A 25,502-nucleotide genomic window follows, 5' to 3' on the forward strand; every position below is an offset into this window, starting at 1 on the left:
ATTATGCGGGTTCTAATCGTTCAGGGAGTGGTGCACCTGCATGACCGCCCCAGAGGCTATCTTGCGCGGCGGCTGGGGAGCGCAATTATCTATGCGTTGAACCGCCCGCTCTTGTATCCGGTTTTCGGAAGGCGGGTTCAGTATCCAAAGGAGCTACAGCGAACGGAACTGCAGTTAAGCGCATCATGATAGCTAACGCACCTCAAGGCGCACGGCAATCACCCCGATTGCTGCGCTACCCATATGTTGCAAGAACCTGCCGTATTCGGCAAGGGGGCAAATGGGACAGATTAACTGTCCTAATCTCTGCCGGACAATGGCAGATTTTTTGAACCGTTACAAGCGAGCATCAATGCAAATTTTGCATGAAAGTGCTCACAAATAGTCAAGCATTGAAATTATAATTCAATATTTGACTATTAATCAAAATTAAATTTCGTTTTTTGCTCAAGATGCAGGCACCTATCCGCATAAAAAAGGGCACCAGATGGCGCCCTTTCGTTGAAGTGATACAGCAGATTAGGCTGCATGACGTGATGGGTCTTTATCGCCAGCATCGACTTTTTCAGTAGCACTCTCAATCGTGGCGGCCTGCACGGGGGTGTTTTTGCCAATGGGAATATTCCGGGGCTTTTTTACTTCCGGGATCTCACGGACAAGATCGATGTGCAGCAAACCATTCTCCAGCGCCGCGCCCACGACCTGAACATGATCAGCTAGCTGGAAGCGGCGTTCGAAGGCGCGTGATGCGATGCCTTGATAAAGCACGTCTGCAACTTTATCAGTGCTTGTCTGGGTCTGTTTGTCGCCACGCACGGTTAGTGCATTGTCTTTGGCTTCGATGCTCAGACCGTCTTCGGTAAAGCCTGCAACCGCAATTGATATGCGATAGCTGGTTTCGCCTGTGCGTTCAATGTTATAAGGGGGGTAACTTGGTGCCGCTTCTATATTGGTTGCTTGATCCAGCAATGAAAAAAGCCGGTCGAAACCAACCGTTGAGCGATAAAGCGGAGCAAGATCGAAATGACGCATAACACATCCTCCTGTTGAGCGATATGATAAAGCCCTCAACATCAAACCCGCCAAATGGCCGGGTATTTAATGTCGCCAAGCTCTTTGTGCAGCCGTATTGGCCTGCACAACCAAGAGGTAGGCGGGCAAAATTGGTTTTCAAGAGGGCCGAGAAGTCCAATAAGAGCTTTAGTGGGTGAATTGATGAACAGCGCAGTGCTCGAACTTGTGGCGATACCTGATAATCCGATTCCGCCATCTGCCACAGTGCATGACGTGGTGACGCGCGATGGCCGCCACCTGCGTGCAGCCCACTGGCCTCCTGAGGGTGATGGAGCACGCGGCATCGTCTGCCTGCTGCAGGGGCGGGGCGAGTTCATTGAGAAATATTTTGAAACCATAGTCGAGTTACGCCAGCGCGGTTTCTATGTAGTGGCGTTTGATTGGCGCGGGCAGGGCGGCTCGCAACGCGTGTTACGTCAGCGCAGTAAAAACCCTATTCATAAAGGTCATATCCGGGATTTTTCGCACTATCAGCGTGATCTTGATGCTGTACTTACGCAAGTGGTTGAAAAGCTGCCCGCATTGCCGCTTTTTGCCCTTGGTCACTCAATGGGGGGCGCTATTGCTTTGGTTCGTGCTGCCGGACGTAACTATGCGAAGGATTTTGCGCGTATCGTCGCTGTATCACCGATGATTGCGCTTGCGCCCTCTCTTGCGCCCTCGTTCATTTCATCGATTGTGCGTTGTTGTGCGAATATTGGCTTGGCGCGGCTTTTCATTCCGGGCGGAAAACGCGCAGTTACAGCGATGCGCCCCTTTGAAGGCAACCGACTGACAAGCGATCAGACACGATTTCAGCGCATCCGTGCGATTGTCGAACACGCGCCCAGGCTTGCTGTGGGTGATCCAACTGTCGGGTGGTTGGCGGCAGCTTTCCGGCTGATGGCGAAGTTCACCAAACCGCGTTTCGCGCTGCATGTTGCAACGCCCGCGCTCGTGATTGCGGCAGGCAATGACCGCATCGTCTCAACAGTTGCAACAGAACGGTTTTGTGCACGGCTAAAAGCTGGCAATGCGATTGTGTTGCCTTATGCGAAGCATGAGATTCTGGTTGAAAATGATGATATTCGCGCCGTTTTCTGGGCGGCGTTTGATGCCTTCATTCCAGGCAGGGGCTTGCTGGAGGATGATGCGCCAGCGTCTGCTCAGGCGTTAAGTAAAGCTAGCGCTGCCTCATGAAGCTGCGGGTTCGCTGCAGCCAGAGCGGTTCCGCCATCTGTGACGGGGCCGCCAGTCCAGCTGGTTACAACGCCGCCTGCTGCTTTAATGATTGGCACGAGCGCTACAATATCACACGGCTTGAGCCCCGCTTCAACGACCAGGTCAATATGCCCCGCTGCTACCATGGCATAGGCGTAGCAATCATATCCATAGCGGGCGAGACGGCAGGCGCGCTCTACCCTGTCGTAGGCGGTGCGTTCCATATCGGTGAAAATGCGTGGTGAGGTGGTTGATATGGTGGCTTCTGTAAGTAGCGTGCGGGTGCTGGTGCGCAGCCGCGTTCGTGCATCTGCCCGATAAAATTGTGCATCAGCCTTTTCACCAGCGAAGGTGGATCCGCAAAATGTTTCTCCCGTAAATGGCTGATGCATAAGGCCAAAAATCGGCTCACCCTTATACTTCAGACCGATTAAGGTGCCCCATAGCGGTAGTCCGGATATGAAAGCCCGCGTGCCATCAATCGGATCGAGCACCCAAACATATTCCGCATCACTGTCTTCGTTGCCATGCTCTTCGCCTTCTATGCCATGATCGGGATAGGCGGTGCGGATCAGTTGACGCATCGCTTCTTCTGCATCGCGATCTGCGATTGTGACTGGATCGAACTCACCTTCACCGGCCTTGTTATCCGCCGATAAGGGGGTGCGGAATAGCGGAAGCGTCACTTGTGCTGAGGCAGCGGCAAGCTTGTGAGCAAAAGCTGTGATCTCGGAAGAAAATTTACAGACTGTCACAAAACTTTCCCTGCCAGTGCGTCAAAACGATGATGCCTATGAAGGTGACGATCAGATAATCACGTTATTTATGAAGGTGTTAAATAATGAACACCGATCCGGAATCTCATGTGCGAAAGTGCACTTCATTTTACTTGCTTTTTGTGCAACGCAATGGCATATTGTTGCAGTGCGATACAGCGATCATGTCGCTCTATCGCTTGCCCTTCTTGGGCGTTTCCTCCCTAGACTTGGACCGTACATGCAAATGTGCGGTCTTTTTTTATGCTGAAATCATAGCCACCTGTCATTGCGATAACGCAACAACAGGTGGGGCACTGTTCTTTTAATCCAGAGCCTTCAGGATGCTTTCGACCATCTTCTTGGCATCGCCGAAGAGCATCATCGTGTTATCACGGAAAAACAGCTCGTTTTCTACGCCAGCATAGCCTGAGCCCATACCGCGCTTACAGAAGAGAACGGTTTTGGCTTTTTCCACGTCCAGAATAGGCATGCCGAAGATGGGCGATGCAGGATCGGTTTTTGCTGCAGGGTTGGTTACGTCATTCGCGCCGATAACGAAGGCCACATCAGCCTGTGCGAACTCGGAGTTAATATCCTCAAGTTCGAACACTTCATCATAGGGCACGCTTGCCTCAGCCAGCAACACGTTCATGTGGCCTGGCATACGGCCAGCTACGGGATGAATAGCGTATTTTACGTCAACACCCTCATGCTTAAGCTTGTCAGCCATTTCACGTAAAGCATGCTGAGCCTGCGCAACCGCCATGCCATAACCCGGTACAATGATAACCTTGCCGGCGTTCTTCATCAGGAAGGCTGCATCTTCCGCAGAGCCCTGCTTGACAGGACGGCTTTCAACCGTACCGCCAGCAGCGCCGGCGGCTGCATCATCACCACCAAAGCCGCCAAGAATGACCGAAATGAACGAGCGGTTCATCCCCTTGCACATGATGTAGGACAGGATCGCACCCGACGAACCCACCAGCGCACCTGTGATGATCAGGGCGAGGTTACCAAGCGTAAAGCCGATACCAGCAGCAGCCCAGCCGGAGTACGAGTTAAGCATCGACACCACAACTGGCATATCCGCGCCGCCAATAGGTACGATCAGCAGGAAGCCCAGTGCGAAACTTACCAGTGCAATCATCCAGAAAACCATATGGCTTTCCGTCATCACGAACACGATGAACAGCACCAGCAACAGCGCTGCAAGCGCTAGGTTGATAACATGACGCTGGGGCAACAGGATTGGTTTGCCCGACATGCGCCCATCAAGCTTCAGGAACGCAATGATCGAGCCGGAAAATGTAACCGCGCCGATGGCAAGGCCCAATCCCATCTCAACCAGGCTTCCACCATGGATCTGGCCTGCATTGCCGATGCCGAATGCCCGTGGTGCATAAAGCGCACCCGCTGCAACCAAAACGGCTGCAAGACCAACCAGCGAGTGGAATGCAGCAACGAGTTGCGGCATAGCTGTCATTGGTACGCGTTTAGCAATCAACGCCCCCGCCCCACCGCCAATGCCGATGCCCAAGATAATCAAAAGCCAGGCAAATACATCAGATGGCGGATGTCCGACAAGGGTCGTGACAATCGCAAGGCCCATACCGATCATGCCGTAGAGGTTGCCTTGGCGAGATGTCGCTGGTGATGAAAGCCCGCGCAGCGCCAGAATAAACAGGACGCCAGAGACGAGATAAAGCAGGGCAGAGATATTTTCGGACATAGTCTCAGCCCTTCTTCTTATACATGGCTAGCATGCGCTGGGTCACCAGGAAGCCGCCGAAAATGTTAACAGAAGCCAGGATTAACGCGATAAACCCGAATAGTCGCGCCCAACCAGAACCTCCCTCAAACGCAGGCACCGCCTCAACGCCTACGGCGAGCAAGGCGCCGACAACGATGACTGACGAAATCGCATTTGTTACCGACATGAGTGGTGTATGCAGTGCCGGTGTTACCGACCACACAACGTAGTAGCCAACAAAAACTGCAAGTACGAAGATCGCTAAACGAAATACCGTCGGATCAACCCCGCCACCGGTGAGTGCGTGGGCTGCGGCGCCGAGCGCATCGGCTGCCTGATCGGCATAAACCTGCGCTGCATCAGCAGCTGCGCGCGCAGCCTCTGCCGCTGAACGCGCATGCTGCAGTGCTTGATCCGGCGTTTGTGTCGCCATGTCGGTTGTGAGATTTATAGCAAGATTGGTTGTGGGATCCGCCATAATGCGCTTCCTCTCAAATCAATGAATCTGGCCTTGGGAGTCAGGCTGTGGGCTGGAAAGCCGGGTGAATGACGGAACCATCGCGCGTCAATGCGGTGGCCTTGATGATCTCATCATCCCAATTAATCGCGATAGCCTTTGCTTCCTTGTTGATAAGCTGCTCAACAAAGGCGAGAAGATTTTTCGCGTAAAGGGTAGAAGCGGTTGCTGCCAAACGTCCGGGCACATTGTGATGACCCACAACTTTAACACCATTGATCAAAACAACTTCGCCGGCTTTGGCGCCTTCAACATTACCACCGCGCTCAACCGCGAGATCGACAATGACAGAGCCCGGTTTGAGCGAACGCACCATTGCATCTGACACAAGACGTGGTGCTGGGCGACCGGGGATAAGAGCTGTCGTAATGACAATATCCTGCTTCGCGATATGTGCCGCTACGAGCTCAGCCTGCTTCTGCTTGTACGCATCCGACATCTCGCGCGCATAGCCGCCAGAGGTTTCCGCCTGCTTGAATTCATCATCCTCAACAGCAATGAACTTGGCGCCAAGCGATTCGACCTGTTCTTTAGCCGCAGGGCGCACGTCGGTTGCGGTGACAATTGCGCCAAGACGGCGCGCTGTCGCTATCGCCTGCAAACCAGCCACACCAGCGCCCATCACGAAGATACGTGCAGCTGGCACGGTGCCGGCTGCTGTCATCATCATCGGTAAGGCGCGACCATACTCAGCTGCTGCATCGATGACCGCCCGATAGCCAGCGAGATTAGCCTGAGAGGAAAGCACGTCCATAACCTGGGCACGCGTGATACGTGGCGTCAACTCTGTTGCGAAGGCAAGGATACCTGCTGTTGCCAGTGCCTTGATGGCATCCTCATGGCCATAAGGATCAAGAATACCGATCAGGATTGCACCGTTCTTAAGCAGGGCAATTTCTGCCTCTTCAGGCCGACGAACTTTCAGTACAATATCAGCGCCCGAAAGGGTTTCTGCAGCATTGGGTGCGATGGTTGCGCCTGCGGTTTCATAATCAGCGTCTAAAATGCCAGAGGCAACGCCGGCACCGGCTTGCACGCGTACGGTTGCGCCAAGGGCAATGAGTTTTTTGACGGTTTCAGGCGTCGCAGCGACGCGGCTCTCGTCAGGCAGAATCTCTGTGGGAACGGCGACCAGCATCGTATTCACTCCGAGGCGGCTCAGTGCCGCACTTAATTTGTCTGGTTTGAATATCTGGTTGTTATGACGCGTTTCTAATTATTCTTACGCGGCAATAGTCCATGCGCCATAACGAGCATGACGATACTACCACTTTCCAAGATCAACCGTTTTCGAAAGCTGACTAAACCGAATATCATGCAGGATAATCGGAAATCCAGGAAGGCGGCGATACAGGCTGCTTTGTCAAAAGAAATGGCAATGCCTTGGATTTTCTGGTCATTGCCTAGGCAGAAAGCCATGGGATCAGAGCAGGAAAATCGCCATCAGGATGAGAACAACAACCACGGCTACGCCACCAATTTTTGATAGGCGAATGAAGCCTTCATAGGTGCGTTCATGCTCGCGATAGTCCATCTTAACGATATCATCTGCCACGGCTAAACTCCTCCTCAGCCATCATGAGAGCGAAGTGCAAAAGCGCAAATCGCCAAACATTCTAATCAATTGCATTCACATCAAAATTTATTCTGAAAAATGCTCACATTCTCCAGATTGATGCTGTCGTTAAAGGTCGTACCCCAACCTGGTCACGGTTGCAAGGCGTTGATTATACTCCACCTTAACTTTGGCATGTGTGTGCTTTATGCGTCTTCCACTGCATTTTGGAAATTAAGACAATGCATTGCAATAATTTGAATTTATTTTCATTTTCCTTGAAAGATATTTAAAATCAATTACTTAATGCTGATTTTGTATATTGTGATGGCTGTTAATCTGCATTTTTGGTGCTTCAAAGTGTGAAATGCCCCTTGCAATAACTGAAGTTTCGTGTGTAACTATGTTCATCCAAGAATGGTCGCCTCTAAGGTCCTATCCTGGATAGACGGCAAATCAAAAAACCGCAAAATTTAAAATAAGCGGTCCAGGTCTAGGGAAGCAACGCCCATCATCAAGGGTAGGCGACTTATCAGCGTTTCCAGAACGCTCTCTGAATAGCATCCGCTACGAGATGCAAAACCCGTTCTGCCCGGCAGGACGGGTTTTTTCATAGTTGTTTTTATAATCAAAGCAACGCAAGCAGGTGCCCTAAGGCAGCGAAATGATCGCGGTTTGTTGTGAGGAAGTCGCGTCCGAAGAGGCGGCTTGCTGAGGGGCAGTTTCTTCACCGCTGGTGGATTTTGCTTGTTGTTCTGTCATACGCGACGGCCATGAAAAATCATCCGCGCGTCCCGCAATAGGCTCCAAGGCTAGTCCCTCGTCATAAACGCGACGAGCGATTATAGCAGCGTCTCCCTTCAATACAGGACGTTTTTGCTGCAGCTTGCCGTTGCTTGCGGGTTGAATGCTGAGCAATGGCAAAATAGGTCCCGCGATGGGCTTTACTGAAATCACCGATGGTGCGAGCACATCCGGTAGAGATTTTAGCTTGCCGAGGCTATTATCACTTGCGGGATCTGGTGTTGTGATGGCGATGACCGTCGACATGCCGCGTGCTTGCAGGAGGCGGCGAATTTCAAGTTCCGTAAAATGCGCCACCTTACGCCCACCGCTTGGCGTAAGGCCGATGCCATCAGGTGTGCGCAAGCGCGCTTCCTGGCCCTTCACATCCGGACCGGAGCTAATAAAGCCTTTTTCATCATTAGAGAAAGCAGCCCAGATATCAACAAAAACACCACCTGCTTTTAGCACTTCTTCACGATAGAGAGCATTGAGGGTGCTGGCGGTTGTTGATTGTGCTTCAGGCTTCATCGGTGGCAATCCCACCCATACCAGAGGTATGCGACGATCGGCGAACGTGCGAATCAATGTATCAACGCGTTCAGTCATAAGCGTTATCCAACGCGGAGAGCCAACCTTTGCCTCTGTGCCATCGATATCAAGAAGAGTGCGTTGTTCATCCGCGCCGATAAAGACCACGCCAAGGGTAATGGGTTCCGGATTGGGTTGACTTTCACGGGTATAATCGCGGGTTAGAAAAATCCAATCCTGGGCGCTTGCGCGTGTGAGGTTTGTTTTTGGCGTGGTCCGGTTGACGATTGCGATATCATCTGCCCCGGAAAAGGCTTCACGCAGGCCATCAACGAGAGATCCACCCAATGAATCGCCAATAACCGCAATGAAAGTATTGGCTTCATGCTTTTGCTGAGCATCCCGTACGATCACTGTGGCGGGTTGTGGGCGTTTTGGCACTTGCCGTGTTTGTACAGGGCGTTTCTTGACCACCGGAGGAGGTGGTTGCTGCTGATTTTTCTTGAAGATGCCGTCAAGAAAGCGCGTTAGTGGATCTGATGCTGCAATTGCTTGCGTGCCTGCACCGAAAACGGCGCTGCAGATTAATGTCGCGATAATGGTTCGCGACAATCTTTTTTGCAATAAGCTTTTATGAAGCAACACCATGATATCTCACACGGACAATACGTCTGCCGATGCTGCTATCCGGAGCATCCAGCAGAGGACCAGACAGCGACACTCTACGACAGAAAAATGCCTGTGTCTCGCATTGCCCGCATATTCCGTCTGTAACCATCAATCAGGGTAAATGCGTGTAAAGTTTGAGCATTCAGCCAAGATCGTTCCAGCAAAATGATCAGCGCATTCTTAGCGGTTTTGCTTCAAGTGGGTTAGAAGTGATGAACTTGGGTGGCCGTCGGGAATGAGGCCTGTGCGCTCCTGATAGGCAGTGATCGCTGCGCGCGTTTGCGTGCCGATACGGCCATCTGGCTCTCCCACTGCAAAGCCAAGATGTGCCAGATAGCGTTGTAGATCTTCGCGCTCATTTCGGCTGAGGGGCGTTTCATCCATTGGCCACGCTGCCTGTACGCCCGCGCTGCCATGAAGCATGTCACCAAGCAGAGCAACCCCTAAAGCATATGAATCGGAATTATTATAGCGCTTGATAACGTCAAAATTTTTGGTGACGAGGAACGCAGGTCCCTTCGCGCCAGCGGGCAGAAATATACGCGCTTCGCCAGCGCGCGGCATTGCACCGCCATCCATCCGGCGAACGCCAGCAGCTGCAAAGCTGGCGAAGGCGCCATTGCGTTGACGATAATCGTAACCTGGCGGCAGCTTCACCTCGAAGCCCCAGGGAAGAGCGCTATCCCAGCCGTGCTCGTGCAAATAATTGCCCGTGGAGGCAAGTGCATCGGGCACTGAGGTCCAGATATCACGCTTACCATCGCCGTCAAAATCCACCGCATATCGCATGAAGCTTGAGGGCATAAACTGGGTTTGGCCCATAGCACCTGCCCATGAGCCAATCATTTTGTCACGCGTGATGTGCCCTTCCTCAAGGATCATCAGCGCTGTCAGCAGCTCATTGCGGAAGAAGGGACCGCGATATTGCGCATGGGCAAGGGTAGCCAGGGCTTCAACGACATAGTTGCTGCCCATTGTGGAGCCGAAGTTCGTCTCCATCCCCCACACGCCGGCGATCACTTTGCGATCAACGCCATAGCGCTGCTCAACAGCAGCGAAGCTGGCACGCCATTGCATGGTTTGAGCGCGTCCGCGCTCCAACCGTTGGGTGGAAGTGGCAGAAGCCAGATATTCCCATACCGGTTTAACGAACTCGGATTGTTTTTTCGTGAGTGCGATAATCTTGGCATCCGGTGCTACATCGGCAAACGCCGTCTCGAAAGTACGTCGCGAGATTCCACGGGCTGCAGCCTCTGGCCATAATTCGCGGGTAAAGCTTGAGAAGCTCTGCATGGATTGCTCTGGCTGCTCGGATGCATAAGCCAAGGGGGCGGCGGCAGTGCGGGAACTTGTGGGCAGTGAACCGGTTGTCATTGTATCAACTGGCGCTGCAGGCCAATAAACGTTGAATGAAGAGCAGGAGGTAAGAAGGGCACCTGTAACCACGGCAATCAATGCACGCTTGCCCATTCCGGACGTCTTGCACGCCGAGTGATGCTTATGTGCTTGTTGCCCCATGAACCGCTCCATATACGCTGGCTTAAATCAGGCTGGTTTTTGGCTCGTCCTGACTGAAAATGAGATCCCCTTTTTAGGGGTCATCTTCAAGGGTTTGAAAAAGTTGAGTTTTCTTCAAACTTACGCATAGACAACTTAAAAACGCGCCTCAAAAGGCCAATGCAGCTATGTATCAGCCCCATATGAGTTGCTGATATTTGCTCACAAGATGCTTGCGCCAATATGGTTTAGAATTCGTTTATGTCGATAAAAATAATACGTCCATTCATGCAAGCGTATTCTTAGCTTTGCCTATCTCATGACACAATGATAGGCGACGCAATGTTGCATGATGATGGCTATGCCGTTATCCACGGGCAATCTGCGTCAAGGGGTGGCGTAGATTGCTAGTCTGCCACGCACCCCGCCTGTTTGAACGGACATGAACAAACCAATTCGTAAGGCCGTGTTCCCCGTTGCCGGGCTTGGCACGCGTTTTCTACCCGCGACCAAGGCAATGCCGAAAGAGATGCTTACCGTCGTCGATCGGCCGGTGATCCAGCATGTGGTTGATGAGGCGCGTGCCGCTGGCATTGAGCATTTCGTGTTTGTTACCGGGCGTAACAAAGGCGTGATCGAAGATCATTTTGACAATCAATTCGAGCTTGAGCGCACGCTGCAGGAACGTGGGAAGGCGCGCGAGCTTGAAGCATTGCTGCGAGACCTTCCGGGCCCTGGGCAGACCAGTTTTACGCGTCAGCAGGGGCCGCTCGGCCTTGGGCATGCAGTATGGTGCGCACGTGACATCGTGGGCGATGAGCCATTCGCGCTACTGTTGCCGGATATGCTGCATCATGCGCCAAAGCCTTATATGAGCGATATGATCGCTGCTTATGAGGCAAATGGTGGCAACATCATTGGTGTGTATGAGGTGCCTCATGACCAGACGCATCAATACGGCATTGTCGATGTTGAAGATGCGAATGCCAAGGTATCCATGATTAACGCGATGATCGAGAAGCCTGCCAAAGGCTCCGCGCCCACTAACCTGGCGATTTCGGGCCGCTATATACTGCAGCCGGAGATTTTTGATCTTCTCGCCAGGCAGGAACGTGGTGCTGGTGGTGAGATACAATTGACCGATGCAATGATTACGCTCTCCCAGTCCCAACCCTTCTTCGCTGCGCGCTTTGATGGCGATATCTACGATTGCGGTTCGAAGATCGGCTTTCTCACTGCCAATGTCGCATATGCCCTGGCGCGTGAAGATCTTGCGCCGGATTTCCGGGCGGCATTAAAAGCGCTCCTGAAGGATTAACCGGGATAAAATGGCAGAACAAATATGAGCACGGTTGCGACGATTGATACACATGTATTTGCGCCCCTGCTCTTGTTGAACAATGCGCATGCGCGGGAAACGTCCTTGCTTGATGAACAGCGATTTTCGGATCTTGTCGAACAGGCTTTCTATGCGCGTGCAATCAATGGGGCGGAAGCTTTCCTGATTGCCCTTGATCAGGGCGCGAAATACAATAGCCCGAATTTCCTTTGGTTTAAGGAGCGTTTTGAACGCTTTGTGTATATTGATCGCGTCATTACCGCTGATAGCGCACGTCAGCGTGGGCATGCGCGTGCTCTTTATAGAGACTTGTTCACAGTTGCAGCATTGGCTGGCCATAAGCGGGTTGTATGTGAGGTCAATAGCATACCGCCAAACCCTGCCTCACAGGCATTTCATGCGGCGCTGGGTTTTGAACTTATCGGTAGTGCGCAGCTGGGGCCATTGAAAACGGTTGATTATCTGATGTGCCCTCTCAATCATTGAGCGCTACTGCGGCGCAAAATCAGAGGATAGCCCATGAACCTGCCCGTCTCGCAAATCGTGGTTGGCATCTCTATGCCCGGCGGGCCAGAGGTGTTGCAGCAGCAAGAGCGTCCGATAACAATGCCACGCAAGGGCGAAGTGCTGGTTAAGGTGCATGCTGCGGGTGTTAATCGTCCCGATATTGTGCAGCGGCAGGGGCATTATCCACCACCGTCAGGTGCGTCTGATATCCCCGGCCTCGAAATTGCAGGTGAAGTTGTTGCGCTCGGAGAGGGGGTGGCGACCCCTGCTATTGGTGCGCGTGTTCTGGCTTTGGTAACCGGGGGCGGGTATGCTCAATATTGTTTGGCTGAGGCGGCACTTGCATTGCCCATCCCGGATAACCTCGATTATGTCGCTGCGGCCGGAATAGCAGAGACCTATTTTACTGTATGGTCGAATGTGTTTATGCGCGGCGCACTCAAGGCGGGTGAGACACTTCTCGTGCATGGTGGGTCATCGGGCATTGGCACAACAGCCATCCAGCTTGGCAAAGCATTTGGTGCAACTGTGCTGGTAACGGCAGGCTCTGCGGAAAAATGTGCTGCCTGCGAGAAATTAGGGGCAGATGTTGCTATCAATTATCGCGAAGAGGATTTTGTTACTGCGGTAAAAAAAGCCACAGAGGGACGGGGCGCTGACGTTATTCTTGATATGGTCGGTGGTCGTTACATCGAGCGTAATTATCAAGCTGCAGCGCAGGATGGCCGCATTGTTCAGATTGCGTTTATGCAGGGATCCCGGGTTGAAATCGATTTTATGCGTTTGATGCTGAAGCGTCTTACACACACTGGTGCAACCTTGCGCAGTCGCCCTCTGGCGGAGAAGATCGAGATTGCGGACGCTTTACATGCGCATGTGTGGCCGCTGCTGAATAACGGGCGTTGTATGCCCATTATTCATAGGGTTTTTCCAATGGCAGAAGCCTCACAAGCGCATGCTTTAATGGAAGCAGGTCAGAGCATAGGGAAACTTATCCTTCTCCCTATGGAATAAAAGAATGGTTAGTTTGAAACGCTTGCTGAATATCTGATGGAATTGGGGGCGTATTTCCCTCACATATAGTGGATGCTTCTATCATTTTTTCCTCAGTAGACTTTTGTGCCAGACGCTGCGCACGAGGATCATGACTTACCTTGAAGTATAAGCGGGATGCATGCATGTGGGCTTCTTCGCTTTTAAGGAATGCTTTCTGTGCGCTGAGATACGCTTTTTCCTTTTTCTCACGCTGGTCTTCAGTATTTGCCGGGTCTTGCTGTGCCGCAAGGAACTCACCCCTGCTTAGTTCATATGCTTGCTGAGCGCTATCGCAACCAAATTGCTCACGCGTGGGCGTGCCGGCAACCAGTATTTGGCGCATTTCTTCATCAGATAACCTATCAACTGCTTCCTGCAGCGTTTGTACTGTAACGAAATATCCTTGCCCTTTGCGCTGAAGTGCTTGCGCAAGCAACCCGATGCTTGCTTCATCAATGGCATACTCTTGCCGGTCGGCGCTGACATTCATTTCCGTTGTACGTAAATCGCCATGATGCAGGATGTAACCATTACTTCCGGCGGCATTGAATTTTTCTTTATCTTTCTGGCTGTCTTCTTCAAACCGGGGATTGGTGGAGACAAAGCGCATAAACCAATCCCGAAAACGGCGACTGATTAACGTGAAAAATCGTGTAAAGATATTGCCCTTATTGGAGCCTGACTCTGCATGGCTGTCATCAAATTTCATGACAATTATTTTTGCGCGCGTCATTTCATCTTCGCCAGTGGCTGGAGCATCCACCGCGCGCTTTAAGTCGTGGCTGTATAGCACTTCACTCGGAAGGTTTGAGGCGATGCCGCCGTCGATATAGACAGCGCCTGAAGCATATAATTGCGGATCAAAATGCACACCTTCTGCCAGCAATGGATGAGACATCGACAAACGCGCTGCATAGGCAACAGGTACATTAGGTGTATCTTTAACATTGAAATAATGTACTTGTTGAGTAACAGCGTCATATCCTGTTGTTTGTATGTCCTTAAATCGCTTTGGGTCCATCTCATGCAAGAGATCAAGATCGGAAAAAGTAATCATTGCAGATTCACGGTTTTGTTCAAAATCTGCAGGCTGCTTTAATGCATTTATACGCGATTCAAGTTTTTGTTTTTCTGATCCCGCGATATTTCTGCTTATGCAATAATTATCGATGTGAGATTTTAACTCTTCCGATGGTGTTTTTTCAAGATACTCTTTTACAGCTGTACTTGTAACTTCATCCAGCTTCTTAACAAGGCCGTTAGCCTCTCCTAGCGGACGACCGCCCATAATTGTCCATATCGTGCGGGCAATCATCGACATGGTGTTCTGGAATCTGAGACTTGGATAGACTTTGTGTAGTTCAGGCCGTGTATCAAGAAGTGTTGGGAGCTCGGTTGCAAGCATGTTCTTCATCTCATCATGACTATCGCCAAATGACATGAATGTTGCTGCGAGAGAACCAGCAGAGCTGCCGATGAATTCTTTTGCGTGAGGAAAAACGCCGTGGCGCAGCTCTCGCATCAATCCCACATATGCTACGCCTTTGGCGCCACCGCCAGGCAATACAATGCTTTCAATTTCTGCCGTGCGGATCAGATTGAAGCCACCACTGCTGCGTGCAACAACCATCGGCAATGGTGCCAAGGTTGAAAAAGGTGCTTGCAATCTCTGGCGCAGGTCCTTGATTGTTTGCTGGTAGAGCGATGGATCCTTATGCGTACGCAAGTAGTCAATTAACCCATTCACATCACTGTAATCGGGCATTGTACTGCTGGCCGATGCGGTTCCGGCCAAGCATGATACATTGGGTGGATTATTAACAAAAGATTCAGGCAATGAGTTGTTAGAAAAAAACGGATGATATGCGTCTTGTATGTTTATAGAGGGTTGAGTGCTGGAATTTGTCAATTTTGAGATCCATATAGACAGTGGTTTATCACATGTCTGCACGCATAATATAATCAAATTCTTGCGGCAGGATTAAATTAGGATCTTGGAGATAGAATAGATTTTCTTATGCAAAGCTCTATATTTCTCCCTTTGGTTTATTATTATTTATATACAGTTACACACTCATCATATGTCATTCAAGCGCAATAATATGCGGGAGCATCAGTTATATGTGAATGTTTATATCAATGCATTGGCAAATTTTGAATTTAAAATGCGCCTCATCTCGCATAATGCGCTGATTCAAAAATATCAGAACTATTATTATAAATACAGTTTTTAGAATGGATTTTTATGCATAAGCAAAAATATATAGAGTATTTATATTGAATTTTATATAAATGTCGCCTTAAGTATGTACTTGTAATATGTGGGGAATGCGAAACAGTGGATTTTGATGAGCTCAAAGGAAGGTGGCTCAGTGGCATCAATTGCGGAGCGCATAAACGCAGTAAGAAAGAAAATCGCCAACTTCCGTAGACGTGCTTGGTGCGCAATACGACAATCACATGCAGGTGAGTGATGTCCGGCCTTGTCGAGTGCAGCTATAACCGGCCCTTACAAAGCACAACGGCTGGCCTTGGGGGCCAGCCGCATATGATGAGTCAACAGGATATACCCGATGGGATACTTACAGTTTCCGCCCAATGGCGAGGAACTTATCTGCACGTGCTCGCTTGATCTCTACTGGTGAGAGGCCAGCAAGATCCTGCAACGAGGCCGCAATTGCATCGCCAGCAGCGTTGATTGCTGCCTTTGGGTTGCGATGTGCACCGCCTGCGGGCTCTGGAATGATGGCATCAATAATCTGGAACCGCAGCAAATCCTGCGCGGTGATCTTCATAGCAGTGGCGGCGTCCTGTGCACGGGTTGGATCGCGCCAAAGGATAGAAGCCGCACCTTCTGGAGAAATGACGGAGTAAACAGAGTGCTCCAGCATTAGCACACGATTCGCGGTTGCTAGCGCAATTGCGCCCCCTGATCCGCCTTCGCCGATAATAACCGATACGTTAGGCGTCGGCAGCATCAAGCATGCATCAGTAGAGCGGGCGATGGCTTCTGCCTGTCCGCGCTCTTCCGCGCCGATACCAGGATATGCACCTGCTGTATCGACAAAGGTAATGACCGGCAGGTCAAACCGGCTGGCAAGCTCCATCAATCGCACAGCTTTGCGATAGCCTTCCGGGCGGGCCATGCCAAAATTATGCTTGAGGCGTGTTTCTGTCGACGAGCCTTTTTCTTGCCCGATGATACAAACGCTTTCGCCTCGGAAGCGGCCCAGACCACCGATGATGGCTTCGTCTTCGCCGAATTTACGATCCCCGGCGAGTGGGGTGAAGTCGGTGATTAGCTCTGCACAATAATCAACAAAATGCGGTCGCTGTGGATGGCGGGCCACCATGGTCTTCTGCCAGGGTGTGAGCGCCGTATACAGATCTGACAATGCCCGACGCGATTTTGTCTCAAGATGCGTGATTTCATCGCCGATCGCGACAGCATTTCCCGAATCAGCAAGCGCCCGCAGTTCCTCGATTTTCGCTTCGAGTTCGGCAACGGGTTTTTCAAAATCGAGATAGCTTCGCATTCACATTCGCCAATTGTTACATCATTAAAGGTTACGGTTGTGCCTTTGAAGTCAAAGGTCGCCCCAACGTGCGCGGACCTTGGCGTTGCTGAGCCGTCAAGTCAAGGGCACAATGCATAAACATTGCACGTATGGCCCCTTGGCAGGCTTTCAGGCATGCTGTCAACTCACTTTCTGCCTTTAGCGACAATTGTTGTGCATCTGCAAAAGGGGGAATCCGCAACCATTGCAGGGATTCAGGCTATTAATGACTGTCAGAATGATGGGTATGTTGCATTGAAGAGGCGGGCATCAGTGCGGGTGAAAGGCGTCGAGATGTTGCGGTTTTGCGTGCGGAAACCGGTCTGTAGAGTTGCTTGACCGCTTCCAGAACATGCACGCCTGCAAAGGGTAACGATAATCCTGCGCCAATTCGCTCCCAAGCTACGGCAGAACGCAGCGCAAGCGGACGGGGCACGGGTGGGATATATAAGGCTTCTCCCCATGTCTCAGGCGCAAAAAGGCTGGCTTGCAGCAAGGATGAAAGCTGTGAGCGGCTGAAGGGCTGCCCCTGGCCAAAAGGAGTTGTGTCCATACGTGTCCATAATCCGCGTCGGTTGGGCACGATAATGATCACTTTCCCCCCGGGCGTGAGCACCCGCCATGCTTCCTCCATAAGGGCTTGTGGAGAGTCCGCAGTCTCCAGCGCATGCGCAATGATGATGCGGTCTACACTGCCGATTTGCAGAGGGAGCGCGGTTTCCTCAACAAGGGCCGTGGCGTTCAATGTCGGTCGGGGCCATGCGATAACCCCTTGTGCGCAAGGCATGAAAGCGATGACGCGATCTGCGCTAGCATGCAGACTTGCCAGATAAGGTGTTGCATAGCCCAGTCCTAGCACCGTCTGGCCGTAAGCATGGGGCCAGATGCGCTCGACAGCCTTCGTCACAAGTCGCCGCGCGACAGTACCAAGGGGGCTGGCATAGAAGTTTCTTAGTTCTATAACATCAATGCTCATGACAGGGCTTATTGTAAGGCGCAACGCTATTCACGCAACTCCGCAGTGAAAACGAGTTCGCAAAAGGCGGTGCTTTGTGCTTGCCAGACTTTACCCCATGATAGCTCTGGCGATTGTTTTTTATTGCGACTTTCACAAATCACCAAACTCTGCATTTCAACTTACTTTAATGCAAACCGCAATGAATAAGTATCAGGATATTTTTCGGAGAATGCCGGGATTGTTATTCGATTGGATTTCCGAAGTTAGCCTGCAATGGCAAACACTGCATATCCATCCAAAAGGCATAGGTTCCCATGTATCAAAACACTGAGCCCATGCATTTTAATTTGCTAATCGGATGAAAGCGGCTGCACAATTTGGTGATGTTCGTTTTGATGTTGCAAGCACCAGTGAGGTTTTGATGAATAGCCCCATATCCCATGAAGGAAACGCAGAAACATATGTTTTTCTTGCTCTGACGGATAATATCGGCGTGCTTTTGCACGACCGCACGACAGGCGCAACAGCCTCTATCGACGCACCGGACGCAGACGCTGTTCTTGCCGCGCTTGAACATACCGGATGGACGCTTACCGATATCCTTATCACGCATAAGCATGCCGATCACATCGACGGAATCCCGGGGCTCAGGCAGCGCTTTCCCTCTGTACGTGTCACGGCTCCCTTAAGTGAGCGTGATGCGATCGGTGATGTTGATGTGACCGTTATTGATGGCGATATGGTTATGGTTGGATCACTTAGGGCAAAGGTTATTGCCACGCCCGGACATACTTTAGGCCATGTCGTGTATTGGTTTGAAAAGGAAAAGGCGCTTTTTGCCGGTGATACCCTATTTGCGCTTGGGTGTGGTCGGATTTTTGAGGGGAATGCAGCGGATATGTGGGCCGCTCTTGATGGTCTACGACATTTGCCGGATGATACGCGCATCTATTGCGGGCACGAATACACACTTGCCAATGCTAAATTCTCACTAACAATCGATCCTAATAATAAGGCGCTACAAGAAAGGGCGCGTTCTATCGAGGCATTGCGCAAGGAAGGGCGGCTGACAATTCCGTCGCTGATGTCTGATGAAAAAGCGACCAATCCATTCTTACGTGGCGATGATCCCACGATTGCATCAGCAGTTGGATTGACCGGGCATATGGCAGCAGAAGTATTTGCTGAGCTGCGCGAGCGTAAGAACCACTTCTGATACCCCGCGTGATGACGGGGTATCAGATGCATTATATGTGGTAATCAGCCGTTGGCCATATACTGCGCACCGTTGATGCTAAGCACTGAACCGTTGAAGTAGCCCGCCTGTTCGGAAGCCAGGAAGACGACAGCATCAGCGATTTCCTCAGCGCGGCCCAGACGACCGTTGGGGATGGTGCTGATAATCTTCTTCAGCACTTCTTCCGGTACGGCCGCAACCATTTCCGTATCGATATAGCCAGGGGCGATGACATTGACCGTAATGCCCTTAGGGGCGTTTTCCTGCGCCAGAGCCTTGCTGAAACCAATCACGCCAGCCTTTGCGGCGGAGTAGTTGGTTTGTCCTGCTTGCCCTTTTTGGCCGTTGATCGATGAGATATTAATGATGCGTCCAAAGCCGCGTGCGCGCATGCCTTCGATAACAGGTCGGGTGACGTTGAACATGCAATCCAGATCTGTGCGGATGACCTGTGACCATTGCTCATGCGTCATGCGGTGGAATGCGCCATCGCGCGTAATACCCGCGTTGTTGACCACGATATCGATGGGGCCATGTTGTTGCTCGATCTCTGCAATTTTCTCAGCCGATGCTGCGTAATCTCCAACATCGAACTTGACAACCGGAATGCCGGTTTCTGCCTGGAATGCCGATGCTGCTTCGTCGTTCCCGGCATAATTGGCAATGACTTTGTGTCCAGCTGCTTTCAGAGCCTTGGAGATTGCCGCGCCAATTCCGCGCGTGCCGCCAGTTACAATCGCTACCCGTGTCATGGTATTTCCTCTATCTTTTTTGTCTGAACATTGAATTAGTTACCCCTGATACAGATGCTGTCAGGCAGGAAAAGATTAAAATCTCTTCCTTTGGGGCCCTGAAGCGCTTTAGCTGCATGATAGCGGAATGAAGATCCCGTATCATCTTAGGATTGATTGTTGTTGGTCAAATTCACCGATTCACATGCCCGCTTCAATGCAGAAGTTTATAAGAGCACTGTGAGCGATGTCATGAATCAGAGAGAGTGACAATTGCCAATTTTTTAGGCAATGCAAGTCTTTTATCGCAAGCAATATGTGCAGCTTTATCGTTTATAAAACGGAAGAAGCCAGTTGAGTTTACGGCCGGGACTTCGAATGACATTAACGCTTATCAAAAGTATATAATTTGCCGATAGGATTATAAGATTTAGAGCCGCACCCCATCTATCATGATAAGGAACGGCTCCAGGCTTTATGCTGTTATAGTCTTGCAATCAGTGCGGATTCTAGCGCTCAACAGTCAGCGCAACACCCATGCCGCCGCCGATGCAAAGTGTGGCAAGGCCTTTTTTGGCGTCGCGGCGCTGCATTTCATGCAGAAGCGTGGTGAGAATGCGCGCGCCTGATGCCCCGATGGGGTGTCCGATTGCAATCGCTCCACCATTCACATTGACCTTGGACGTATCCCAGCCCATATCGCGGTTGACTGAGATGGCTTGTGCTGCAAACGCTTCATTGGCTTCGATCAGATCGAGATCGTTGACGTTCCAGCCAGCCTTTGCAAGAGCCTTGCGAGCCGCTGGAATGGGGCCCGTGCCCATGATCGTTGGATCAACGCCAGCTGTTGCCCATGAGGAGATGCGTGCGAGCACCTTCAGTCCACGGCGCTCAGCCTCTGCTGCCGTCGTAATAATGAGCGCTGCTGCACCATCATTGATACCAGAAGCGTTACCAGCGGTGACGGTGCCGTCCTTGGTGAAAGCAGGGCGCAGCTTTGCGAGAGCATCTAGTGTTGCACCATCACGAATATATTCGTCGGTATCAACGACAACATCGCCCTTGCGAGTCTTGACAGTGATAGGGGCGATTTCATCCTTGAACTTGCCAGCATTGCGGGCAGCTTCGGCTTTGTTTTGTGATGCAACGGCGAATGCATCCTGCTCTTCGCGCGAGATCTGGTACTTCAGTGCTACGTTCTCGGCTGTTTGGCCCATGTGATAACCGTTAAAAGCTTCCCAGAGACCGTCTTTGATCATGGTGTCGACGAAGTTCATATCGCCCATTTTCTGGCCAGCGCGCAGATATGCCGCATGGGGGGAGAGCGTCATTGATTCCTGGCCGCCTGCCAGAATGAATGTAGCATCACCATTGGCGATTTGCTGGGCACCCAGCGCGACTGCGCGAAGGCCAGAACCGCAAACCTGGTTAAGCGTCCAGGCTGTCTTTTCCACCGGGATACCGGCATTGACGGCTGCCTGACGGGCGGGGTTCTGGCCTTGCGCTGCTGTCAGCACCTGGCCGAGAATCACTTCGTCGATGTCACCCGCTTCGATACCAGCGCGGGCGATGGCCGCTTGAATCACCTGTGCACCCAGTTCATGGGCCGGCACGGTTGCGAAGGAACCGTTGAAAGAGCCAACTGCCGAGCGTGCTGCAGCGACGATGACGATATCGTTGAAGGCCATAGGATTAATCTCCAATTGAGCGTTTTTTACAACGTTCTGCGGGAATTCTCGTCCGGGGATAGACGGCGAAATTCCTTCCATGCTGCTAAATTTGAGTGTTGGAGGCGCTGCGTCAAGCACTCTTACAGTTATCACCACTTGAAAGAGGCGAATAAATCGGTGCGTGAAAGCACGATGGTAACCTCATATAGCGAAAAGTGTTTGCGCAGACGCGCGAACAGCCTATCGTTAACAAGAGAGACGCTGGAGCGACAGTCTGCATCATTATTGCAGGCAGTTGCAACAAACCGGCGACAACATGACGGTAAGGATACTCATGACGACCGAGAAGAAGCCCACGGTTATCAAAAAATACGCTAACCGCCGCCTGTATCACACAGGAACCAGCACTTATGTGACGCTGGAAGATCTGGCGGGAATGGTACGTGTGGGCGAGGATTTTGTCGTATTTGATGCCAAATCAGGCGAGGATATTACACGCTCGGTATTAGCACAGATCATATTTGAGGAAGAGGGCAAGGAAGGGCAGTCGCTTTTACCAGTCGCATTCTTGCGCCAGCTGATCCGCTTCTACGGTGACAGTGTGGAAGCGCTCGTACCCAGTTATCTTGAGTTCTCGATCGAGAATTTTACCCGTGAGCAGCAGAAGTTGCGTGAAAAAATGGCGCAATCATTTGGGCCAGCCGCAGCATTCCACGCCATGGAAGAACAGGTTCGTTCCAACATGGCTATGTTTAGCGAAGCATTGAGAATGTTCACACCCTTTGCGCAGAAGAATGATGAGGCTGAACGCCAGAAGACCTCTTCTTCAGCTTCAATGTCAGACAATGCAGCAGAGCTCGATATACTGAAAAAACAGATGGCCGATATGCAAGCAAAGTTGGATGCTATTGCGGGCGAAAAATCAGAAGAGATAAAATAACAGCTTGCAGTTCTATCGGTTGGAATATAATCAGATGATGCCTTCAAAGCGTTAAGCTGAAAATTCTATGTGTCTTTTAGGATCCTTTTGAGCGCATACCGCCCAGAGGATTAATAGAAAGACGCAAGAATAAAGAGCTGATATGATTAGTGATTTTTAGGACGGCGGAAAAAATAACTTTATTCAAGGATTAAGGCAAGATGATTTCGAGTATAATTGAAATGGCTGCAAGTATAGCTAGCGGTGATATTATTGAAGACTGTGTGCATGACCCGCGCTCTCATTCTCGCTCTTCGGTATATACTTTTTCTTTTAATGAAGAATCTTTATCTTTTTCACAAGAAGCTCATAAATTTTGTGGTAGAGTGATCAGCTGTCTAGCGAGTGCTGCTCTTCCTGTTGTTTATGTTCTTAATACAGCATACAGCGTGGTGATAGCTGCAGTATCTCCTCCTTTGCACTTATTGTTCTATACGGTACGTCACTATCGTGAAGGCAATGGGGTATTGTCATCTATTCGCACTGGCATAGAAAGTGCTGAAGACAAGTTCAAGGAGAGTGTAGGTGATGTTTCACATAATATGATGAAAACTATAAATTCAGTTACGGAATGTGCTTTTCATTTAGTTTATACGCCTGCTTTTGAGATCATGAATATTGCTGGCTTAGCTGTTTGCGGCGTGTCTTATCTGTCAAAAAGTGCTATTGGAGCATTAGAGGAAAGATTTGGTGATGTCGGGAATGTATTTTGCCACGCGGTGGATCCAGAGTCTTAAAAAAAACGCGGGGTTTGAAGCCCCGCGTTTTTTGTTGAGATCTTAGCCCGCAATCTTGGGATCGAGCTCGCCGGATGCATAGCGCTTCGCCATGACATCAAGCGCCAGCACCTTGATCTTTGAAGCGTTGCCCGCCGTGCCAAATTGCTCAAGGCGCAGCTGGCAAAGCTTGGTCATTGCTTCCATAGCGGGCTTGAGATACTTGCGCGGATCGAATTCTGCCGTGTTGGTGCTCAGCACCTTGCGGATTGCGCCCGTCATCGCGAGGCGGTTATCAGTATCGATATTAACCTTGCGCACGCCATGCTTGATGCCGCGGATGATTTCTTCCACTGGCACGCCCCACGTTTGTGGCATCTCACCACCATGGGCGTTGATGATGTCCTGAAGATCCTGTGGCACCGACGACGATCCATGCATCACAAGGTGCACATTTGGCAGGCGTTTATGGATTTCTTCGATCACGTTCATCGCCAGGATGTCGCCATCAGGCTTGCGGCTGAACTTGTAGGCGCCATGCGAGGTGCCCATGGCGATGGCGAGTGCATCAACCTTGGTCTTCCTCACGAAGTCTACAGCCTGATCAGGATCGGTCAGCAGCTGATCGTGTGATAACTTGCCTTCAGCGCCATGGCCGTCTTCCTTATCGCCTTCGCCGGTTTCTAGCGAGCCGAGTACGCCAAGCTCACCCTCAACCGAAGCGCCGCCCCAATGCGCAATATCAGCAACGCGCTTGGTGATGCCGACATTATATTCGTAATCAGCAGGCGTTTTGCCATCGGCCATCAGCGAGCCGTCCATCATCACCGAAGTGAAGCCGTTTTGCAGTGCAGTGACGCAGGTGGGCTCAGCATTGCCGTGGTCCAGATGCATACAGACGGGGATGTGCGGGTAAATCTCAACCAACGCATCGATCATTCGGGCAAGCATAATATCGTTGGCATAGGAGCGCGCGCCGCGGCTGGCCTGAATGATAACCGGCGCATCAACAGCATCCGCCGCCGCCATGATGGCGAGGCCCTGCTCCATATTATTGATATTGAACGCGGGCACGCCATAGCTGTGTTCTGCTGCGTGATCGAGAAGCTGTCTAAGGGTAATGCGGGCCAAGGGGCGTCCTCCTAAACGAAGCGTGTAGACAATTATTTTTGATGGCGGAATAACACCACCACTCGTTTTTCAAACTCAAGGCTGAGTGAGGGCTGCGACACCTGGCAGGGTTTTACCCTCAAGCCATTCCAGAAATGCGCCGCCAGCCGTTGAAACATAGCTGAAATCATCCGCAGCATGGGCTTTGTTAAGCGCTGCGATTGTATCGCCGCCACCTGCTACCGAAACCAGCTTGCCAGCTTTGGTGCGCTCTGCAGCGTGTTGCGCTGCTGCGACTGTACCACGGTCAAACGGCTCTAGTTCGAACGCACCAAGAGGACCATTCCAGACGAGGGTCGCTGCATCATCAATAGCTGCGTGTACACGTTCAATGGACTGCGGCCCGATATCAAGAATCATGCCGTCAGCAGGAATTGCATCAAGACCATAAGCCTGACTATGCGCGCCCGCCTTGAAATCCCAGGCAACAACGGCATCAACCGGCAGAATGATGCTGCAGCCATGCTTGTCTGCCGCCGCCATGATGCGCAGTGCTGTATCGGTGAGGTCGCGTTCAGCCAAAGACTTGCCGATCCCTGCCCCCTGAGCCAGCAGGAATGTGTTAGCCATGCCACCACCCACAACAAGGGCATCAACGCGGGTAACGAGATTTTCCAACAGATCAAGCTTGGTGGAAACCTTCGCGCCACCCACAATTGCGACCACAGGCCGGTTGGGATGCTCAAGGCCCTTCGAGAGCGCTACCAGCTCCGCTTGCATCGCGCGGCCGGCGAAGGATGGCAGCACATGTGCCAGCCCTTCAGTTGATGCATGCGCCCGGTGTGCCGCAGAGAAAGCATCGTTGACATATAAATCACCAAGGCGCGCCAGATCCTTTACAAACTCAGGATCATTTTTTTTCTCGCCAGCGTGGAAACGAGTGTTTTCAAGCAGCAGCACCTCGCCATCCTTTAGTGCGGCAACAGCAGCCTCGGCTTTTTCACCGATGGTGTCTTCGCAAAAGGTAATATGCTTGCCCAGCACTTTAGAAGAGGCGCTTGCCAGCGGGCGAAGGCTTTCCTTGGGATCATGCCCTTTCGGACGGCCAAAGTGCGACAGAATGACAACGCGCGCACCTCTGTCAGCCAGCTCGCGTATCGTGGGCATCGCGCGCACAATGCGCGTGTTGTCCGTAATGTGGCCGTGCTCATCTTTCGGTACATTAAGGTCGACACGCACGAGAACGCGCTGACCCTTTACAGCTGCATCATCAAGTGTGCGAAAAGCTGTCATCGAGGCAAACTCCGGCAATAAGAGGTCTCGTAAAAA

At 51.4% G+C, this 25,502-nt stretch carries 22 protein-coding genes; 7 read left to right on the forward strand and 15 right to left on the reverse strand.

Translation table 11 applies throughout. The annotated features are described in order from the left end of the window. Positions 1-519: 519 nt before the first annotated feature. On the reverse strand, positions 520-1,032 hold the full coding sequence (locus VRZ32_RS06400; RefSeq protein ID WP_414524842.1) for an Hsp20 family protein: 513 nt from the start codon (positions 1,030-1,032) through the stop codon (positions 520-522). Between the two features lie 183 nt (positions 1,033-1,215). Here VRZ32_RS06400 and VRZ32_RS06405 point away from each other — a divergent pair, with 183 nt between their 5' ends. Then, positions 1,216-2,253, forward strand: coding sequence for an alpha/beta fold hydrolase (locus VRZ32_RS06405; protein ID WP_414524843.1), 1,038 nt, complete (start codon positions 1,216-1,218; stop codon positions 2,251-2,253). Here VRZ32_RS06405 and hisN read toward each other — a convergent pair. The 7 genes from hisN to VRZ32_RS06440 all read right to left on the reverse strand — a co-directional run bounded on the left by hisN (position 2,220) and on the right by VRZ32_RS06440 (position 10,355). Next, positions 2,220-3,029 (reverse strand): histidinol-phosphatase, encoded by an 810-nt coding sequence (gene hisN, locus VRZ32_RS06410; protein ID WP_414524844.1) that lies wholly within the window; start codon positions 3,027-3,029, stop codon positions 2,220-2,222. The two genes, VRZ32_RS06405 and hisN, sit on opposite strands and share 34 nt — an antisense overlap. Positions 3,030-3,354: 325 nt before the next feature. Beyond that, the gene (locus VRZ32_RS06415; RefSeq protein WP_414524845.1) at positions 3,355-4,761 is read right to left on the reverse strand and encodes an NAD(P)(+) transhydrogenase (Re/Si-specific) subunit beta; all 1,407 of its coding nucleotides are present in this window, start codon (positions 4,759-4,761) and stop codon (positions 3,355-3,357) included. A 4-nt stretch (positions 4,762-4,765) separates the two neighbouring features. Beyond that, positions 4,766-5,215 (reverse strand): proton-translocating transhydrogenase family protein, encoded by a 450-nt coding sequence (locus VRZ32_RS06420; RefSeq protein WP_414525061.1) that lies wholly within the window; start codon positions 5,213-5,215, stop codon positions 4,766-4,768. A gap of 85 nt (positions 5,216-5,300) precedes the next feature. Further along, positions 5,301-6,437 (reverse strand): Re/Si-specific NAD(P)(+) transhydrogenase subunit alpha, encoded by a 1,137-nt coding sequence (locus VRZ32_RS06425; RefSeq protein ID WP_414524846.1) that lies wholly within the window; start codon positions 6,435-6,437, stop codon positions 5,301-5,303. A gap of 285 nt (positions 6,438-6,722) precedes the next feature. Further along, positions 6,723-6,854 carry an aa3-type cytochrome c oxidase subunit IV gene (locus VRZ32_RS06430; RefSeq protein WP_414524847.1) on the reverse strand — a complete coding sequence of 44 codons (132 nt, stop codon included), beginning with the start codon at positions 6,852-6,854 and terminating at the stop codon, positions 6,723-6,725. Between the two features lie 651 nt (positions 6,855-7,505). Next, entirely contained in the window at positions 7,506-8,780 is a 1,275-nt protein-coding gene (locus tag VRZ32_RS06435; protein WP_414524848.1) for a hypothetical protein, read from the reverse strand. A 237-nt stretch (positions 8,781-9,017) separates the two neighbouring features. Further along, entirely contained in the window at positions 9,018-10,355 is a 1,338-nt protein-coding gene (locus VRZ32_RS06440) for a lytic murein transglycosylase (protein ID WP_414524849.1), read from the reverse strand. Positions 10,356-10,776: 421 nt separating this feature from the next. On the opposite strand from VRZ32_RS06440, the gene galU reads away from it, so the two are divergent. From galU to VRZ32_RS06455, 3 genes are read left to right on the forward strand one after another with little or no spacing between them, the layout of a single operon-like run. After that, the gene (gene galU / locus VRZ32_RS06445) at positions 10,777-11,652 is read left to right on the forward strand and encodes a UTP--glucose-1-phosphate uridylyltransferase GalU (protein WP_414524850.1); all 876 of its coding nucleotides are present in this window, start codon (positions 10,777-10,779) and stop codon (positions 11,650-11,652) included. Between the two features lie 24 nt (positions 11,653-11,676). Beyond that, positions 11,677-12,159 carry a GNAT family N-acetyltransferase gene (locus VRZ32_RS06450; RefSeq protein WP_414524851.1) on the forward strand — a complete coding sequence of 161 codons (483 nt, stop codon included), beginning with the start codon at positions 11,677-11,679 and terminating at the stop codon, positions 12,157-12,159. 33 nt (positions 12,160-12,192) lie between these two features. Then, positions 12,193-13,194, forward strand: a complete 1,002-nt coding sequence (locus tag VRZ32_RS06455) for an NAD(P)H-quinone oxidoreductase (protein ID WP_414524852.1) — start codon at positions 12,193-12,195, stop codon at positions 13,192-13,194. Here VRZ32_RS06455 and VRZ32_RS06460 read toward each other — a convergent pair. From VRZ32_RS06460 to VRZ32_RS06470, 3 genes are all read right to left on the reverse strand, one after another. Continuing rightward, the gene (locus tag VRZ32_RS06460) at positions 13,184-15,124 is read right to left on the reverse strand and encodes a patatin-like phospholipase family protein (protein WP_414524853.1); all 1,941 of its coding nucleotides are present in this window, start codon (positions 15,122-15,124) and stop codon (positions 13,184-13,186) included. The genes VRZ32_RS06455 and VRZ32_RS06460 overlap by 11 nt on opposite strands. A 673-nt stretch (positions 15,125-15,797) precedes the next feature. Then, entirely contained in the window at positions 15,798-16,751 is a 954-nt protein-coding gene (locus VRZ32_RS06465; protein WP_414524854.1) for an acetyl-CoA carboxylase carboxyltransferase subunit alpha, read from the reverse strand. 244 nt (positions 16,752-16,995) lie between these two features. Beyond that, the gene (locus tag VRZ32_RS06470; protein ID WP_414524855.1) at positions 16,996-17,748 is read right to left on the reverse strand and encodes a class I SAM-dependent methyltransferase; all 753 of its coding nucleotides are present in this window, start codon (positions 17,746-17,748) and stop codon (positions 16,996-16,998) included. A gap of 403 nt (positions 17,749-18,151) precedes the next feature. Between VRZ32_RS06470 and gloB the strand changes: the two genes are divergently transcribed. After that, positions 18,152-18,946: a hydroxyacylglutathione hydrolase gene (gene gloB / locus VRZ32_RS06475; RefSeq protein ID WP_414524856.1), complete on the forward strand. Its 795-nt coding sequence runs from the start codon at positions 18,152-18,154 to the stop codon at positions 18,944-18,946. Positions 18,947-18,990: 44 nt separating this feature from the next. Here gloB and phbB read toward each other — a convergent pair whose 3' ends face one another. Both phbB and VRZ32_RS06485 read right to left on the reverse strand, forming a co-directional pair. Continuing rightward, complete coding sequence (gene phbB, locus VRZ32_RS06480) at positions 18,991-19,719, reverse strand: acetoacetyl-CoA reductase (protein WP_414524857.1); 729 nt, start codon at positions 19,717-19,719, stop codon at positions 18,991-18,993. 488 nt (positions 19,720-20,207) lie between these two features. After that, a complete protein-coding gene (locus tag VRZ32_RS06485) occupies positions 20,208-21,386 on the reverse strand; it encodes an acetyl-CoA C-acetyltransferase (RefSeq protein ID WP_414524858.1) in 1,179 nt (392 codons plus the stop codon). Between the two features lie 316 nt (positions 21,387-21,702). On the opposite strand from VRZ32_RS06485, the gene phaR reads away from it, so the two are divergent. Both phaR and VRZ32_RS06495 read left to right on the forward strand, forming a co-directional pair. Next, complete coding sequence (gene phaR / locus VRZ32_RS06490; RefSeq protein WP_414525062.1) at positions 21,703-22,308, forward strand: polyhydroxyalkanoate synthesis repressor PhaR; 606 nt, start codon at positions 21,703-21,705, stop codon at positions 22,306-22,308. 200 nt (positions 22,309-22,508) lie between these two features. Beyond that, positions 22,509-23,084 carry a hypothetical protein gene (locus VRZ32_RS06495; RefSeq protein ID WP_414524859.1) on the forward strand — a complete coding sequence of 192 codons (576 nt, stop codon included), beginning with the start codon at positions 22,509-22,511 and terminating at the stop codon, positions 23,082-23,084. Between the two features lie 42 nt (positions 23,085-23,126). Here the strand turns inward: VRZ32_RS06495 and fba are convergent, their stop codons facing one another. Both fba and VRZ32_RS06505 read right to left on the reverse strand, forming a co-directional pair. After that, on the reverse strand, positions 23,127-24,194 hold the full coding sequence (gene fba, locus VRZ32_RS06500) for a class II fructose-bisphosphate aldolase (RefSeq protein WP_414524860.1): 1,068 nt from the start codon (positions 24,192-24,194) through the stop codon (positions 23,127-23,129). 75 nt (positions 24,195-24,269) lie between these two features. Beyond that, entirely contained in the window at positions 24,270-25,466 is a 1,197-nt protein-coding gene (locus VRZ32_RS06505) for a phosphoglycerate kinase (RefSeq protein ID WP_414524861.1), read from the reverse strand. Positions 25,467-25,502 lie beyond the last annotated feature (36 nt).

The sequence above is a fragment of the Pseudochelatococcus sp. G4_1912 genome, from assembly GCF_047501465.1.
GTDB lineage: Bacteria > Pseudomonadota > Alphaproteobacteria > Rhizobiales > Beijerinckiaceae > Pseudochelatococcus.